Origin of the sequence: Flavobacterium sp. 1355 (assembly GCF_017833415.1) — a bacterium.
Taxonomy (GTDB): domain Bacteria; phylum Bacteroidota; class Bacteroidia; order Flavobacteriales; family Flavobacteriaceae; genus Flavobacterium.
Genome location: NZ_JAFICC010000007.1, coordinates 111,097 through 127,175, shown reverse-complemented (window position 1 = coordinate 127,175; position 16,079 = coordinate 111,097). Strand labels below are relative to the sequence as shown.

General features: G+C 34.3%; 13 protein-coding genes. 4 read left to right on the top strand and 9 right to left on the bottom strand.

Annotated elements, in window-relative coordinates; genetic code table 11:
- Nucleotides 1-60 precede the first annotated feature (60 nt).
- The 3 genes from JOD96_RS10555 to JOD96_RS10545 all read left to right on the top strand — a co-directional run bounded on the left by JOD96_RS10555 (nucleotide 61) and on the right by JOD96_RS10545 (nucleotide 3,370).
- On the top strand, nucleotides 61-603 hold the full coding sequence (locus JOD96_RS10555) for a hypothetical protein (RefSeq protein ID WP_209564233.1): 543 nt from the start codon (nucleotides 61-63) through the stop codon (nucleotides 601-603).
- A gap of 320 nt (nucleotides 604-923) precedes the next feature.
- The gene (gene der, locus JOD96_RS10550; RefSeq protein ID WP_209564232.1) at nucleotides 924-2,234 is read left to right on the top strand and encodes a ribosome biogenesis GTPase Der; all 1,311 of its coding nucleotides are present in this window, start codon (nucleotides 924-926) and stop codon (nucleotides 2,232-2,234) included.
- 194 nt (nucleotides 2,235-2,428) lie between these two features.
- A complete protein-coding gene (locus JOD96_RS10545; RefSeq protein WP_209564231.1) occupies nucleotides 2,429-3,370 on the top strand; it encodes a hypothetical protein in 942 nt (313 codons plus the stop codon).
- A 120-nt stretch (nucleotides 3,371-3,490) separates the two neighbouring features.
- On the opposite strand, the gene JOD96_RS10540 is transcribed toward JOD96_RS10545, so the two are convergent.
- The gene (locus tag JOD96_RS10540) at nucleotides 3,491-5,350 is read right to left on the bottom strand and encodes a hypothetical protein (RefSeq protein ID WP_209564230.1); all 1,860 of its coding nucleotides are present in this window, start codon (nucleotides 5,348-5,350) and stop codon (nucleotides 3,491-3,493) included.
- Nucleotides 5,351-5,687: 337 nt separating this feature from the next.
- Here JOD96_RS10540 and JOD96_RS10535 point away from each other — a divergent pair, with 337 nt between their 5' ends.
- The gene (locus tag JOD96_RS10535; RefSeq protein WP_209564229.1) at nucleotides 5,688-8,441 is read left to right on the top strand and encodes an outer membrane beta-barrel protein; all 2,754 of its coding nucleotides are present in this window, start codon (nucleotides 5,688-5,690) and stop codon (nucleotides 8,439-8,441) included.
- An 85-nt stretch (nucleotides 8,442-8,526) separates the two neighbouring features.
- Here the strand turns inward: JOD96_RS10535 and JOD96_RS10530 are convergent, their stop codons facing one another.
- The 8 genes from JOD96_RS10530 to JOD96_RS10495 form a co-directional block, all read right to left on the bottom strand.
- Nucleotides 8,527-9,261, bottom strand: coding sequence for a DUF2490 domain-containing protein (locus JOD96_RS10530; RefSeq protein ID WP_209564228.1), 735 nt, complete (start codon nucleotides 9,259-9,261; stop codon nucleotides 8,527-8,529).
- Nucleotides 9,262-9,437: 176 nt separating this feature from the next.
- The gene (locus JOD96_RS10525) at nucleotides 9,438-11,984 is read right to left on the bottom strand and encodes a TonB-dependent receptor (protein WP_209564227.1); all 2,547 of its coding nucleotides are present in this window, start codon (nucleotides 11,982-11,984) and stop codon (nucleotides 9,438-9,440) included.
- A gap of 253 nt (nucleotides 11,985-12,237) precedes the next feature.
- Nucleotides 12,238-12,651: an RrF2 family transcriptional regulator gene (locus JOD96_RS10520; protein WP_209564226.1), complete on the bottom strand. Its 414-nt coding sequence runs from the start codon at nucleotides 12,649-12,651 to the stop codon at nucleotides 12,238-12,240.
- Nucleotides 12,652-12,721: 70 nt separating this feature from the next.
- Nucleotides 12,722-13,564, bottom strand: coding sequence for a TPM domain-containing protein (locus tag JOD96_RS10515; protein WP_209564225.1), 843 nt, complete (start codon nucleotides 13,562-13,564; stop codon nucleotides 12,722-12,724).
- A gap of 3 nt (nucleotides 13,565-13,567) precedes the next feature.
- Nucleotides 13,568-14,005: a TPM domain-containing protein gene (locus JOD96_RS10510; protein WP_209564224.1), complete on the bottom strand. Its 438-nt coding sequence runs from the start codon at nucleotides 14,003-14,005 to the stop codon at nucleotides 13,568-13,570.
- Between the two features lie 61 nt (nucleotides 14,006-14,066).
- A complete protein-coding gene (locus JOD96_RS10505; RefSeq protein WP_209564223.1) occupies nucleotides 14,067-14,657 on the bottom strand; it encodes a LemA family protein in 591 nt (196 codons plus the stop codon).
- 43 nt (nucleotides 14,658-14,700) lie between these two features.
- On the bottom strand, nucleotides 14,701-15,033 hold the full coding sequence (locus JOD96_RS10500; protein ID WP_209564222.1) for a MerR family transcriptional regulator: 333 nt from the start codon (nucleotides 15,031-15,033) through the stop codon (nucleotides 14,701-14,703).
- A gap of 48 nt (nucleotides 15,034-15,081) precedes the next feature.
- Nucleotides 15,082-16,059, bottom strand: coding sequence for a M23 family metallopeptidase (locus JOD96_RS10495; protein WP_209564221.1), 978 nt, complete (start codon nucleotides 16,057-16,059; stop codon nucleotides 15,082-15,084).
- Nucleotides 16,060-16,079: the final 20 nt, after the last annotated feature.

Here is a 16,079-nt window from a genome sequence, read left to right as displayed (position 1 = left end):
CATTTCATTACACAAAAGGATTTCCACTTCTATCCCTCACGCATAATAAAATTAAATAAAATGGAAGCTTTGAATTTAATACTGACAAGTTCAATTATTGCTACAATCGTATCGGCAATTGTTTCTTATATTATATCTATAAGGCTTAAAAAACTTGATTTTAAAAATGAGTATTATAAAGAGATATTGAAAAAAAGACTTGTTGCATATGAACATATTGAAATTCAACTATCATTGTTGAAAGCTGTGGTTTTAGGATATGATAAATTACCTTATCATGTAATATTCGGTGAAGGAGAAAATAAATTTTTGGAATACCAAACAAATTTATTCTTAGCTATTAATAAAAGTCTTTGGATAGATTCCGAAACAGCACAAAGTTTGGAGGTTTTGAATGATTTGTTTTTCAATTTGAATAATAAGGTCTTTGGAAAAAAAGATGAAGAGATTGTTGAAATTGGTAAACAGTATTATAAAAAATTGTCTGATTTAAGATTTGAATTAGAAAATAAGACAAAAAAAGGTTTGTATAATCTTCATGATATGGAAAAGGCATTTAAAACCGAAAAGAAAAATAAGCAAAGAATTATTTATGAAATGTAAATCTTGTTTAACTTCGATATAAATAGTTTTAATCTTTAGCCCTGATAGAAGTGGAAATCCTTTTGTGAAGCTTTAGTGGAACAAAAGATTGAAACGGATAGCAGGAATAGCTCCCAAAAAGTAGCCATTTTTCGGTTTAAAGTCACAGTTTTGGCAGTTTTTTAAGGAATATTTAAAACTGATAACTGCAAACTAAAAAAGACTACCTTTGCAAAAAATTAAAATAAAGCATTTTGGATTCCAAGATGTTAGGTTTTTGGGAAACTAGAAATCTGAAATTTAAATCTAATCCCGAGGCTTCGGGACTAAAATTCAAAAAAATGAATAACATTGTTGCGATAGTAGGAAGACCTAATGTAGGGAAATCAACCCTTTTTAATAGGCTGATACAAAGAAGAGAAGCTATTGTAGATTCGGTTTCTGGAGTTACCAGAGACAGAAACTACGGTAAAAGCGAGTGGAACGGAAAAGAGTTTTCTGTAATTGATACCGGCGGATATATTCGCGGGTCTGATGACGTATTTGAAGGTGAAATTCGTAAACAAGTAGAGCTTGCTATCGACGAAGCAGATGTTATTATTTTTGTTGTTGATGTAGAAGAAGGAATTACACCAATGGATGAAACAGTGGCGAAATTGTTGCGTAAAGTAACAAAGCCGGTTTTATTGGCTGTAAATAAGGTAGATAACGCCATGCGTGAGAAAGATGCAGTGGAGTTTTATAACCTTGGATTAGGAGAATATTTCACATTTGCCAGTATTTCAGGAAGCGGAACCGGAGATTTGTTAGATGCTTTGATTGACTCTTTCCCGGAAAAACCAGAGCCAGTTAAGGAAGAAGTAGTTTTGCCTCGTTTTGCCGTTGTAGGACGCCCAAATGCTGGAAAATCAAGTTTTATCAATGCCTTAATTGGTAAAGAACGTTTCATGGTTACCGATATTGCAGGTACGACTCGTGATGCAATTGATACAAAATTTGACCGTTTTGGTTTTGAGTTTAACTTAGTCGATACAGCAGGAATTCGCCGTAAAGCAAAAGTAAAAGAAGATTTAGAATTTTATTCTGTAATGCGTTCTGTAAGAGCAATTGAGCATGCAGATATTTGTATACTGGTAATTGATGCAACCCGCGGATTTGAAGGTCAGGATCAGAGTATTTTCTGGCTGGCAGAAAAAAACCGCAAAGGTGTTGTAATCCTGGTAAATAAATGGGATTTGGTAGAAAAAGATACCATGTCTACGCGTGATTACGAAGAGAAAATCAAGAAAGAATTAATGCCTTTTACAGATGTGCCAATTCTTTTTGTTTCGGCGTTGACAAAACAACGTTTATTGAAAGCGCTTGAAGCAACAGTTCAGGTTTTTGAAAACAGAAAACAAAGAATTGCAACTTCAAAATTCAACGAATATATGTTGAAAGTAATTGAAGCTTATCCGCCGCCGGCAACAAAAGGTAAATATGTAAAAATTAAATATTGTATGCAATTGCCAACTCAAACACCACAATTTGTGTTTTTTGCCAATATGCCGCAATATGTTAAGGAGCCATACAAAAGATATCTTGAAAATAAGATTAGAGAAAATTGGAATTTTTCGGGAGTGCCAATTGATATTTATATCAGAGAGAAATAAAATTTTCTTTTAGAAGAAAAAGCAACATTTCAAACTTTGGAATGTTGCTTTTTTTGTTTTACAAAACTACAATTGCAATAATATTTTGGCACTCTAATGCGCATTTTTTTAGTAATAATATTGTTAAATTAAATAAAATGATTTGTGTTTAATATTATTTTAGATGAAATTTGCTGTAACTAAAAGAAAAATTCATGAAAAAAATTACATTGCTAGGTTTATTATTATTTGCTTTAGTAAGTTGCTCGGAAGATGGCACAAAACCTGACGAAATTGTTAGTAAAGAAACATCGATGAATATTAAGCTCAATTCTCAAAATAGTAACATTACAGGCAAAGATGTAAAACGCGGAACGCTTCCGGTTACTGTTAATTCAGTGGAGATTAAAGCTCAGCCTTGGATTCCTAACAGCGAAGATAAAATAAATGGAGGTATAATGGATTTGACCAGACTTGCTAGTATTTTTAATTTTAATATAGTTTCTGATAATACTATTGGGGCTGCAGATGGATTTGAAATTAGAAATTTTAGTACAGGAGTTTCTAGATTTACAGTCACGGCTAATTCTGTTATAGAAAATGAGATGAGCCAAAATGGTATTTTCGGCACTTGGACAGGTGAGTCGAGCACATTATCAGTAAATGACTTATTTATAAAATGGGAAGCAAGATCTGCAATGGTAAATTACGAATCAAATGCGCAAATAATTAATGTAGTAGCAGGTATTAATACCCCTATTTCATTTACGTTAATTCCAATAAATGGTCGTGTTATATCGGTGTTTAAATTGTCTGACGAATTAAAAAATTGGAACTATACGGCAAAAGTGGAAACTAAATTTGTCGGCGGAAGTGGTACCGGAATTAGGGTAGTTGATAAAGCTAATAGTGCCATAACTTATCTTGATGGTTACTATACTTCTCATGGTGCAGCATTAAAGCATATTATTAATATTTTTGATGATAAAGGAGAAAAAGTTGCTGAGTATGAAGTTCCAGTAGAGGTGACAAACGGTGAAAGTACTAATACTATTTATACTATAGTTTCTGATAAAATACCTGCAAGCAATAAGTTACAGACCACAATATTGGTTCCCGATTTTAAATCACCATTACCAGGGACCAAGGATATTTAAGTATTTGTGTACAAGATTTATAACATGAAGTTTTGAAAAAAACCCTCTGATTTATAATCAATAAAAAAGCAACATTTCAAACTTTGGAATGTTGCTTTTTTGATTTAATAATACTTTGTTTTAAATATCGTAGAAGAACAATTGTTCCAGTGGTGTGCCTCCATCAGAGTCACCATCGTCTCCGTTATGTTTTTTAGTAGAAGAATATAGTTTTAAAGTGTATGTACAACGGGTCAAATTATTAGGCGGTGGAGCGTTAAGAGGAGAATTGTTGTTTATCCTTTTTACTAATGTTGTATTTATTGTACCATCAGCAATGTCTCTGTCTATAGTAAGGCTATTATTGTTGAGATGTAAGCTGCCAGATGCTAAATAGGGATGATACAAAGTATATTTCGCAGTCACGTTACCGCTAATAGGATTACAAAGTGTAGTTTCTTCCAGCTCTTTAATTGCCAGTCTTCTGTAAATTGGGTTATTGTTCATAATGACCGAATTCAATATTTTTCCGCCATTGATAACACCAAATTGACTTGCAGCTTTATTGATTACTTCTCTAATCTCAAAACGGATTGCAAATTTTTCCACCCCAATTTCATTTGCCTCAGGAATTGGCTGTCCTGCGTCAAAAATGTCTGGCACGTTTGGAGCAGTGGTTAACGCTGTCGTATTCATAGAAATCAATGTGTCTTCTTCAATTATATTATATAGAGACAGATCTGCCGGTGTTAAACCTGCATTTACAAGTGCTCTGTCAATCGCATGGTTAACGTCAAACCATCCCTCAGTATCAAAATCAGTCTGGTGACTGGACACAGAAATCTGATTAAGAATAGGAGAATACACTTTTCGGATTAATTTTGAAACAACGCTTGAGGCAAATAAATTAGGATATAACCCCACTATTTTGGTAAAACCTGCTAACGGAGGATTATTTGCATCATCGTTTGGGAGAGTTGCATCACTTACAGAAAAACGGTACTCAATAGGATTTCCTGCAGCAGATCTTAAAGCCGCTTGCCCAGTCAGATTTATTGTTGAAAATAGCACATTTTTATCAGAACTGGCGTAACCTTCAGCATCAAAATCAGGTGCACTTGTTCCGTATGAAGAACTAAATTTAGCCCCAATTCCGGTCCACGCACTTGGAAAAGTTTCTCCGGGATCGGTTACTGCTATTTCAGAACATAAATTCACACACAAACAATAACCAACATTTTTGCGTGCGTCTGCTTTCGTTTCGTTTACCAATATTGTTTCTGATAGTTCAGCTTTAAAATAAACATCTGGACCACTCTGAAAAGAAAGAAAACCCGGATCGGTTTCAATGTTTATCCAAGGCGATAAAAATGTCTTTTTAAAATCTGCTGAAGAATAATCAATTCTAAAATGCCCGTGAGAGTCTGTTGTCGCAGATCCTAAATTGTCATCAGTAAGCAAATCCGCATCCATTGCGGTAACTGTTGCATTTGCAATTGGTTCATTTGTTTTGCAATTCATTAGGTGACCGCAAATAACCCATGCATCAAAAAAATGACCTCTTATATAACACCACCATTTATAAGCAATAGTGTATTCCCATCTGTAGTTTTGACTTTGTGCTTGTTTTTCAAGTTCTTCGCGTACAGATATAGTGGTGATGTGAAATTGCAGTATTTCGTCTCTTTTTGGTTTTGGAGGCTTTGGAGGAACTGTACCGCAAATAAAATCAATATCAATATCTCCTCTCAGGTATTGATCAGAAATTTCAAATTCAAAATTTCCATTTTTGTCAGTCATTGCTTTACCAATGAGTAATTTTTCCCTTTGTTTTACTTCGTCTTTTAAAACCAAATGAAATGTTTCTTTTATGTTTGAAGTCGAATTAGCCGGGGTCTCATTTCTGTACGGAAGATAAAATAAAATTTCAACATCTGATATCGACTCAATACAATCTTCGCATACATGTCCTCTTAAGGAACCTTTTAAAATATTTCTCATGATAATTTGTTTTTAAATTGCCTACTTTAATCAGTTTTCGGCTTCTCTGTCATACTCTTTTAAGGATTTTCTGAAAATCTCCTTGTTTTAAAATTGAGATAGCAAAGTTTTTGTATTTTAATGAGAAAGATATTAGGCTAAATACTGTTTTTGAGAGGGCTGTTTAACCCTTTTTTTTAGAAGTTAATATATTGTAAATCAATGAGTTTTATTTGTTTTCAGGGTATTTGCTTTATGGCATTTTTTTTGAATAAAGAAAAAATAAAAATAAATGTAAAAAATACAATTAAACCTTTCGTAACTTTTTTAGTCTTACCATTCTAACTAACCCAATTTTATGACCAGATTATATTCTTCCCTACTGTTTTTTATTTTATGTTATTCGGCAAATGCACAGAATAATATTATTGTCAAAGGAACTGTGGTTGATCTCAACACACAATTACCGCTCGAAATGGCTACTGTATATTTTACAACTGTAAAAGATTCTACGATACTCGAATATGCTACTACAGACAAAAATGGCTTTTTTAGTATCAATACAAAAAAATACGATAAGCCGGTTTTTCTAAAAGTAAATTATCTGGGCTATCAGCCTTATTATGAAGAAGAAAAAGGCCTTTTGGAAAGCAAGGACTTTGGAAAATTGTATTTGCTTGAAAGTGTGAATGCATTGGATAATGTGGTTATTAAAACCGAAGCCGCCCCAATTACAATCAAAAAAGATACTCTGGAATTTAATGCCGCCTCATACAAAGTGCGGCCAGACTCAAATGTTGAAACCTTATTAAAACAATTGCCCGGATTTGATGTGGATAATGATGGAAAAATTACTGTAAATGGGAGGGAAGTCACCCAGCTTTTGGTAAATGGTAAAACTTTTTTTGATAAAGATGGTGCCATTGCCTTAAAAAATCTGCCGGCAGAAATCATCAAAAAAATTCAGGTTTCTGATTATAAAACCAAAAAGGAAGAACTTTCAAAACAAGAATCTACATCAGATTATTCGAGTATAAATATTACAATTGACGAAAAGAAAAATAAAGGATTCTTTGGTAAAATACTTGGCGGTTACGGGTCTGATGAACGATATGAAAGCAGCCTGATTTTAAATTTCTTTAAAAACAAACAAAAAATAAGTGTCCTGGCGTCATCAAATAATATTAATTCTTCCGGGTTTTCGCAAGATGAGGTTTTTGATAATATGGGAGGAGGCAGAAACAGTAAAGGAAATGCTAAAAGTTCGGGAGGCGGAAAGGGCATAACCCAGTCGAACCTGGTAGGAATTAATTATTCTGATGACTGGAGAGAAGATCTGGAATTCATGAGCAGTTATAATTTTTCGAACTCGATCAACAAAAACGAAAGTAAATCAGATCAGATTAATTTTTTGCCTACGGGGAATATCCTGACTTCATCAGATTCTAAAACCAGAAATGAGAATACAGGCAACAATGCTAATTTTGAATTAGAATATAAAATCAATCCGACCACCAGACTTGTTGTGGCTCCAAAACTGAATGAATCTCATTCTAACAGTAAATCTTTTTCTTCGACTTTTTCTGAAGACGAAAGTGGTGCAGCATTAAACGAAAGTACGTCTGATTCTTATAATGAAAGTTCGAATACCAATTTTACGAACAGTATCAATTTTAATAAAGCTTTTGATAAAAAATCTCGTAATTTGAGTATTGTTTTTAATAACAGTAATTCAAGAAGTGACTCAAACGGAATAAACGTTTCTGAAACCATTTTTTATCAGGATGCCAAACCAGATGACGAAAGAAACCAGAACAGCAAAAATAACAGCAGTTCTGATGCCTATTCTTTTGATGTAGAATATACTGAACCGGTCACAGATTCATTAAGAATTAGATTTGGTTCTGATTTTGACTGGACAAATACTGTAAACGATGCAAAGACATTTAATTTTGATGCCGCTACAAATTCATATTCTGATCTAAATCTGTCGCTTACCAATTATACAACTTCAAGCCAAAATGCAATTAGTCCAAAATTTGGAATTACGTGGCAGAAGAGTAAGTTTACATTAAACATGAATTCTAAAACATCTCTTATTGGTTATGATAATTACTCTTTGTACCTGAACAAAGAGACTGATCTGAATAAAAAATACGCATTGCCTTTTGGAAATATTCAGTTAAGATATAAATTCAGCCGTTCTAAAAATCTGACTTTCAAATATGATTATTCAAATGCGCTGCCGTCTGCAGTTCAGCTTATGCCGGTTTTGAACCTCACCAACCCATTAAATACCTTAATTGGAAATCCTGATCTTGATCCTATTGAAAAAAATACTGCAAGTATAGATTTTAAAAATTTTGATTTTCGAACACGTTCCGGTTACAGCGTCTATCTAAAAGGAGATTACTATAACAATGATGTAGTTTCGACATCAGTTTTTGATGACAGCGGAAAAAGAACTACAACTTATGCCAATATATCAGGAACATACATTGCATCTGTTGGAGCAAACTGGAACCAGTCCATCAAAAAAGATGCTCACGTTTTACGATATGGACTTGGGGTAAATGGAAGTTATTCTTTTGATAAAGGATATACAAATGAGGTTATTTATAACGCAAAATCGACAGCAGTAACGCCAAGAGTTTATCTGACTTATGAATATGGAGATTTACTCACGATTTCACCATCTTATAGTTTATCATATAATCAAACAGAGTACGAGAATTATACAAGAGACGCAACATCAAACGTAGTACACAGAATTAATCTGCAGACAACTACTTACTGGCCTGCAAATTTAATTTTCGGAAATGATTTCGGATACAATTATAATTCAAATATTTCCAGTGATTTCAAAAAAGACTTTTATTTGTGGAACACCAGTTTATCCTATGGCTTTTTTGATAAAAAGTTATATGCAAAAGTAAAAGTATATGATGTTCTGAATCAAAATTTAAGTGCCACTAGAACTATCTCAGCAACTTCTATTCGTGATGAAGAAAATACTGTTTTAAAACGATATGTAATGTTTTCTCTTTCCTATAAAATTGGAAATTTCGCATCATCAGAAAAAAAAGGGAGAAAACAAAAAGGTGATTTCTAAATTTTAATGTTTAAATAATAAATGATTTTGCTGCAGATTGGAAATAATCTGCAGCAAAACATCTGTATGAATTGGAATTTGGAATTTAATTTTTAAGCCGATCGATTCTATGATAAACTGTAAAACGGATTATGTCACGATCGTAAAAATCAATCCCGCTCGAGCGTCTCTGGTAACTTTTTAAATATCCTAATTCTAAACCAAGATTAGGATTAAAATGATAACGCAAGGCAGCGTAGAAGCGATTCTGGTCAAAAGTGTTTTTTCGGTTATCTTTTCCATGGTTAAACATAATTTCATCAGAAATTGTTCCTTTCAGGCTCTTTTTTTCTTTTTTCCAAAGGTCGAATGTCGATTGCAATCTGTATCTGAATCGAAAAGAAAAGGAAAAATCATTCAGCAATTCGGTTTTATTGGATTTTTGAATAAAACGTTCTTCTAACTGAAACCGGTTATGAAAAGTAATTTTGGCAATATCATTAATAAAAGTGATATCCTGTTGTGATCGGTATTCAGGTACAGAGAAATCCGGATCAGCATGAGGATCCTGCGTATTCACATTAAAATAAGCAAATCCGCCTCCCAAATCTATAATTTTATTTGCCCTGTAACGCCCTTGAAGCCTTATTACAAAAAGATTTTCATGAAGAGGATTAACAAAGCTCCTGTTGTCAAACTCAGAATGCAATGCCCATTTTTGGGTAAGAGGAAAAATATTATAATACCGTATCCAGGTTAGTGTTTGTTGATCTGTTTTTGTCTGCGCCAACAAAAATGGACTTGTAAAGACTAAAAAGAGTACTAATTTGAAGAATTTCATTTATTGTATAAATTCAGGCTGCGAATATATACAAAACAGAGAGTACTTAAATAAGGAAGACTGATTTTTAAATTGGGTTTTAGAGCAAATTTGTGATTTTCAATATTTACAAATGCAAAAACGAGATACATTGCCAGAATGTACCCCGTTTAGTTGCAAATTTATTAACTATTGCTTTATAGCGAATATTTTAAAGTGACACCGTACGTTCTCTGATCACCTAATACACCAGCGTATTGACCTGTATTTCCTCCGGCAGGCAATAATTGCTCATAGTAATCTTTGTTCAAAAGGTTTCTTCCCCAAAATTGAACAGATAAACCTTGTGTGGCACGGAAACCAACACGAGCATTAAAAATTGCATACCCTTGTACCACTAAATATTTTGAAGCAGAAGGACTTGATGAGAATTCAGAACGAGCATAAGAATCAATTGCAAGGAAAACTTTACCTGCATTCCCAAAGAATCTTGCCTGATCAGAAAGTTCTCCACCCAAAGATCCTGCCCATTTTGAAGCGCCCGGCAAAGCAGATCCGGATACATCTTTAAACGAAACCGGAGCTCCTGTTTCTTCTAACGGAAGCGGGGCATTTGTAAACTTAACGTACTTACCATCGGTATACGTTGCAGCACCGTTTATAGTCAAATGCTGACTCACAACAAAACTGGCATCTAATTCGACCCCTTTAACTTCAACTTTGTCTGCATTAGCAAGATAACCACGATTCACACCTAATTCAGCTGCCTGAACATTGGTTTGAAAATCTTTAATTTCTGTTTGAAAGAATGTTAAATTGAAAATTGAATTTTTAAATGGTGAAGTTTTTACCCCAACTTCATAATGATTTACTTTTTCCGGTTTAATTACAGCAAGGTCTAGTAAAGGCAACCCTTTTGAATCTGTTGGTAATCCGGCCACATTCACACCCACTGGCTTATAACTTTTTGCATAAGTAGCATACGCATTAATTTTATCTGAAGCCTTAAAAGAAACTGTTATATTTCCTGAAAAGTCTGTATTATCAGTACTTGAATCAAATGCCTGATCAGAGTAAACTTGTTTTTTTAAGGCAAGCAATGCAGGATCTGTAGTTTGTAATCCGCCATAAGTAGTACGGGAATAACTTGCATCTTTTTTATCAAAATTATAGCGTACACCTGGTAAAACGTGAAGGCGATCTGTAATAGCCCAGTCTAACTGTCCAAATACTGCCGCACTGGATGCTCTGATTCTTGCATCGGTTTTAATCCCGTATCCTTCAAAAAGCCCCGGGGTCTTCCATAACGCACTTGTCGAACTTTGAGCAAATCGCCATTGCGCATTTCCAGATTCTTCTGTGCCATCTGTTTGAGATGTCTGATCGATAAAAAATACACCTGCAACGCCACTTATTTTTGAAGTTAGCTGACCTGCATAACGTACTTCTTGTGTGATCTGAGTTTGTCTTGTAGGGTTTTGTGATTTTGCAAGAACCTGTAATCCTGTAAAATCCCTGTCATTTGACGGATCCCAGTTCCAAAAACGCCATGCTGTTGTAGAAGTTAATGTTCCGCTGCCGATTTTAGTATCAATATTTAAAGAAACACCTCCCATATCCTGATTAGAACGCCATGGAGTATCCTGATCAATTTTACGATCAAACGCATTTTGACTTGGCAACTGATAGTTTAAATCGGCTATAATAGCATTAAACTGACGGTAAGCCGCTCTTTGCGTTGGAGCAACACCGGCAACAACCTGTGCATATCCGTCCGGACGCTGTGTCGTAATATCTGCAGCTAAGATGATATTTGTATTTTCAGATGGAGTATAAAGCAATTGACCTCTAATACCCTGATTGTTTAATGTATTTGTAGCTCTTCCTGTAGCAACATTGTCAATCAAACCATCACGAGAAGTTCCTGAAAAAGAAAGACGACCCGCAATTTTTTTACTCAAAGCCCCTGTTACAGATGCTTTAGCCTGTAAAAAAGAATAATTTCCGTAACTCACTTCGAAGTCTGCACCAGAAGTAAAACTTGGTTTACGTGTTGTAATATTAAAAGCTCCCGAAGTCGTGTTTTTACCAAACAACGATCCCTGAGGCCCACGCAAAACTTCTATTTGCTCTACATCGATAAAATCAAGCGTTGTTGCAGCCGGACGTGCATAATATACACCGTCTACATAAAAACCAACACCAGGATCAATACCATCGTTAGTAAGACCAAAAGGAGAACCCAAACTTCTTATGTTGATTCCGGTATTTCTTGGATTTGAAGAATAAAGCTGTACAGACGGAACAAGTTCTTTGATGCGGTTCACATTAAAAGCTCCCGTTTGTTCTGCCTGCTTTCCTGTAATAACAGAAACAGCGATCGGCACATCCTGCACTTTTTCGATACGGCGTCTTGAAGAAACAACAACTTCTACAAGTCTGTTTTCTTCATTAAGGACAACCTGTAATGGAGTTGCTGGTAAAACATTCACGTTATATTCTGATGTTGTATAACCAACATATTGCACTAATAGTGTCAGAGGAAGTCTTCCTTGGGTATCAATGCTAAATTTTCCGTTTTCGTCAGTAATTGTACTGTAAGTAGTACCTTTTATTACAACATTTGCTGCTATCAAAGGTGTATTTTCATTTGTTGTAACTACACCTTCTATGTTTTGTGCAAATGAGATTGAGAAGGTTAAAAAGAATAGTATTGTTAATATATTTTTTATAGATGTTTTCATTTTTATATTAAGTATATGTGATTAGTAGAATTTAAATTAAAAATTTTTTTACCTACACATGCTACACATTATAAATGAAAAATGGTTTGCAGTTTTTAAACCGCTATTTTGATTTCTTTGCAAAAAATTTTCTAATACACCTGATGGATTAAAATGTACTTTCATGGATTAAAAATTTGTAATGGTTTGTTAATTATTTTTTGCAAACATACACAAATTCTATCGATTTACTAGGGATTAAGAAAATATTTTTTTATTTGTTTACCAGTGAAGCAATAGTAATGCCTTCCATGGCATTCAAAGTTTTGTCTCTGATTAACATCAAACCGTGTCGCAGACTGCATTCAGACTCGGTTTTGCAATCAGAACATGGCTCGTAAAAGTTTAACGAAGCACAAGGTAAAAGCGCAATTGCACCGTCAAATAAACGATGAATTTCGGCCAAAGTAATGTCATTTTTAGATTTTATCAGATAGTATCCACCAAATTTCCCCTGCTTACTGCTCACAAAACGGCCACGTTTTAGATCCAATAAAATTTGCTCTAGAAACTTTTTAGGTATATTGGCACCATCAGCAATTTCTATAGTTTTAGAAATGTGATTTTCGTCTTGTTCAGCTAAATAAAGTAAGGCCTTAAGGGCGTATTTTGCTTTATGTGATAACATCTATTTTAATTATGAATTATAAATTATGAATTTTAAAAGTGAGAACAGTCACTGAAAACTGCGACTTGTTTTACCAGCCTCCACTAGAACCTCCTCCAGAGAATCCGCCGCCGCCAAAACCACCGCCGAAGCCTCCGCCTCCGCCTCCAAAACCACCTCCCGATGATCCTCCGCCGAAACCGCCAAATCCACCGCTGCTTCTGCCAAGACTGCTTAGAAGAATTACATCCATCAGGCTTGGACCACCACCGCTATTATTGCCTGAATTTCCTCCACCGCCTCGTTTATTTCGAGATAGTAAAATTAAAACAATTACAACAATTATGATAAAAGGTAATATCGGAAAATTATTTCCTTTAGCTTTATTTTGTTTTCTTTCTCCTTTGAATTTTCCTTTAAAAACATCAATTATGGCATCGGTTCCTTTGTCAAGGCCATTGTAAAAACTTCCTGCTTTGAATTCAGGAATGATAATATTCCTAATTATTGTACCGCCAATTCCGGCTGTTAATCGATCTTCAACACCATATCCGGGATTAATGGCAATTTTCTTTTCGGCTTTAGCCAATAAGATAATAACACCATTATCATCTTGCTTAGTTCCTCCAATTCCCCAGGTTTGTCCCCATTTTGTAGCTAATTGACTAACATCTTCCCCTTTTAAACTTTCAATTGTAATAACTACAATCTGAGTTGTGGTAGAATCTGAGTAACGAATTAGTTTTTCTTCTAATTGTGATTTTTCAGAAGCACTTAAAACATTGGCATAATCATAAACAGAAGTCTGAAAACTTGGTTTCTCGGGAATAGTAAACTGAGCAAAAATACTATTTGTGATAAAAAAGACGATAGACAAAAGTGTAAACTGAAAAATTCTTTTGGAATTTGATATTTTATTTTTGGAATTTTTCATCATTTAACCTTTTGAAATTTCGTTTGTTAATTCGTTTGTATCACCTTCAGACCACGGAAAGTTCTTTTTTAATTGTTCGCCGGCGTTCAAAATACCATCAACAATACCTTGTTTAAAATTTCCGGCCTTAAATTGTTCCACCATTTTATCTTTGGTACAATCCCAAAAATCATCTGCTACAACATCGTTTATGCCTTTGTCGCCACAAATTGCAAAGTTTTTATCTTCTATGGCAAAATAAAATAAAACCCCGTTCTGAAGTTGGGTTTCATCCATCCTTAATTCATGAAAAACTTCTAAAGCCCTGTCAAAAGGGTCTTTAGAAGTTGTTTTTTCTATATGTACTCTAATTTCGCCAGAAGTATTTTCTTCAGCCATACGAATAGCTTCAACAATTTCCTGCTCTTCTTCTTTGGATAAAAAATCTTCTACTTTTGACATTTGAAATTATTTTAGTCCCGATAGCTATCGGGATAGTTGTTATTTTAGATTAAATTCTTTTTTAGAATTTTACTTCAACCGGTTTATCAGCACCTGTAGAAGCTTCAAAATATGGCTTTTCTTTAAGTCCATACATTCCGGCAAGTATATTTCTTGGAAAAGTATTTATGTTATTGTTGTAAGGTTTAACGGCTTCATTAAAACGAGTTCTGGCAGTTAAAATTTGATTTTCAGTGCTGGCCAATTCATCCTGTAATTTCATGAAGCTAGCGTCAGCTTTTAGATTTGGATATTGCTCAACACTTACCAATAATTTAGATAAAGAAGAAGAAACTCCTGATTGTGCTGAATTAAATGCAGCTAATTGTTCTGGAGTAACATTTGTTGGGTCAATCGTTATTCCTGTGGCTTTAGCACGAGCTTCAATTACAGCTGTTAAAGTGCTTTTTTCATGTGCAGCATATCCTTTTACAGTACTAACTAAATTAGGAATAAGATCATTTCTCCTCTGATAAGCAGTGTTGACATTTCCCCAGCTTTCTTTCACATTTTGGTCAAGTGTTACTGCAGTGTTATAAATCCCACTTGCCCAGCTGTATAATCCAATAACAATTACAGCTACAACTCCAAGAATTATTAATCCTTTCTTCATGTTTGTTTTAATTTAAGTTTATTTCTAGTTTTTGATATTATTGTTATAATTCGTTTTTGATTTCGTTTAATTCTGCTTTTATGGATTCTAATTTACGTATTATTTCGAATTTATCTAATGTTTTCTTTTGTCCTTCTTTTAGATGTATTTTTGCTCCTTCAAGTGTAAAACCACGCTCTTTGACCAAATGATAAATTAATTGCAAATTGGTAATATCTTCGGGAGTAAACATTCTGTTGCCTTTCGCATTCTTTTTTGGTTTCAGGATGTCAAATTCGCTGTCCCAAAAACGTATTAAAGATGCATTGACATTAAAAGCTTTGGCAACTTCACCAATGCTGAAATATCTTTTATCTTTAGAAAGCTCAATATGCATGATTTTTATTTTTCTATATTTATTTCAAACTTACTACTTTTTACACGATTAATCTAATGACTGGTTTTCCAGGTTAGCCATTTGTGCAATAGCCACATATTCTACCGCCGAAATATTTCCGTAATAAAAATTCAACGGATTCACTACTTTCCCATCCTTATGTACCTCATAATGACAATGAGGGCCTTCAGATCTTCCTGTGCTGCCAACATATCCAATAACATCACCCCGTTTGACATGTTGTCCGGGTCTGCAGTTGTATTTGCTCAAATGGGCATACAAACTCTCATATCCAAAACCATGCCTGATGACTACATGATTTCCAAAACCTGACGCTGTATTGTCAGCCCTTGCCACAACACCGTCGCCGGTAGCGTATACAGGAGATCCCGTATTAGCTGTAAAATCCATTCCGTTATGCATTTTTCGCACTTTCGTGAAAGGGTCAATACGATATCCAAAACCTGACGCAATACGCTTTAAATTTTCATTTCGCACTGGCTGAATGGCAGGAATTGCTAATAATAAATTTCCTTTTAACTTGGCCAGCTTCAATATTTCATCTAACGATTTTGACTGGATAGCCAATTGTTTAGAAAGTTTATCAATTCGTTTTGTTGTATTCAGTACCAACTGTGTATTATTATAACCTTCCAGATCCTTGTATCTTTTCACGTCCTTAAAACCAGATTTACGTATCGAATCCGGAATTTCCGTTTTATTAAAATATACTCTGTAAATATTATTGTCCCTGTCTTCTATTGCTTCTGCCACATCATTGATCTGGTCCATTTTTTTGTTCAGAATAGCATATTGCAATTTCAGGTTCTCAATTTCCCTGGCTTGTAAACGATCTTTTGGCGTTTTAAAATAGGGTGTATTAATTAAAAGCACAAAAATTAAAAAGCCAAACAGAGCTGAAGCCAGTAAAAACAACATGGCGTAACCAATTTTAATCCTTTTTTTGGTTTTTATTTTCGTATACGCCAGATTTTCTGAGTCGTAATAATATTTTACTTTCGCCATATTTTAAAATACCCTATTTT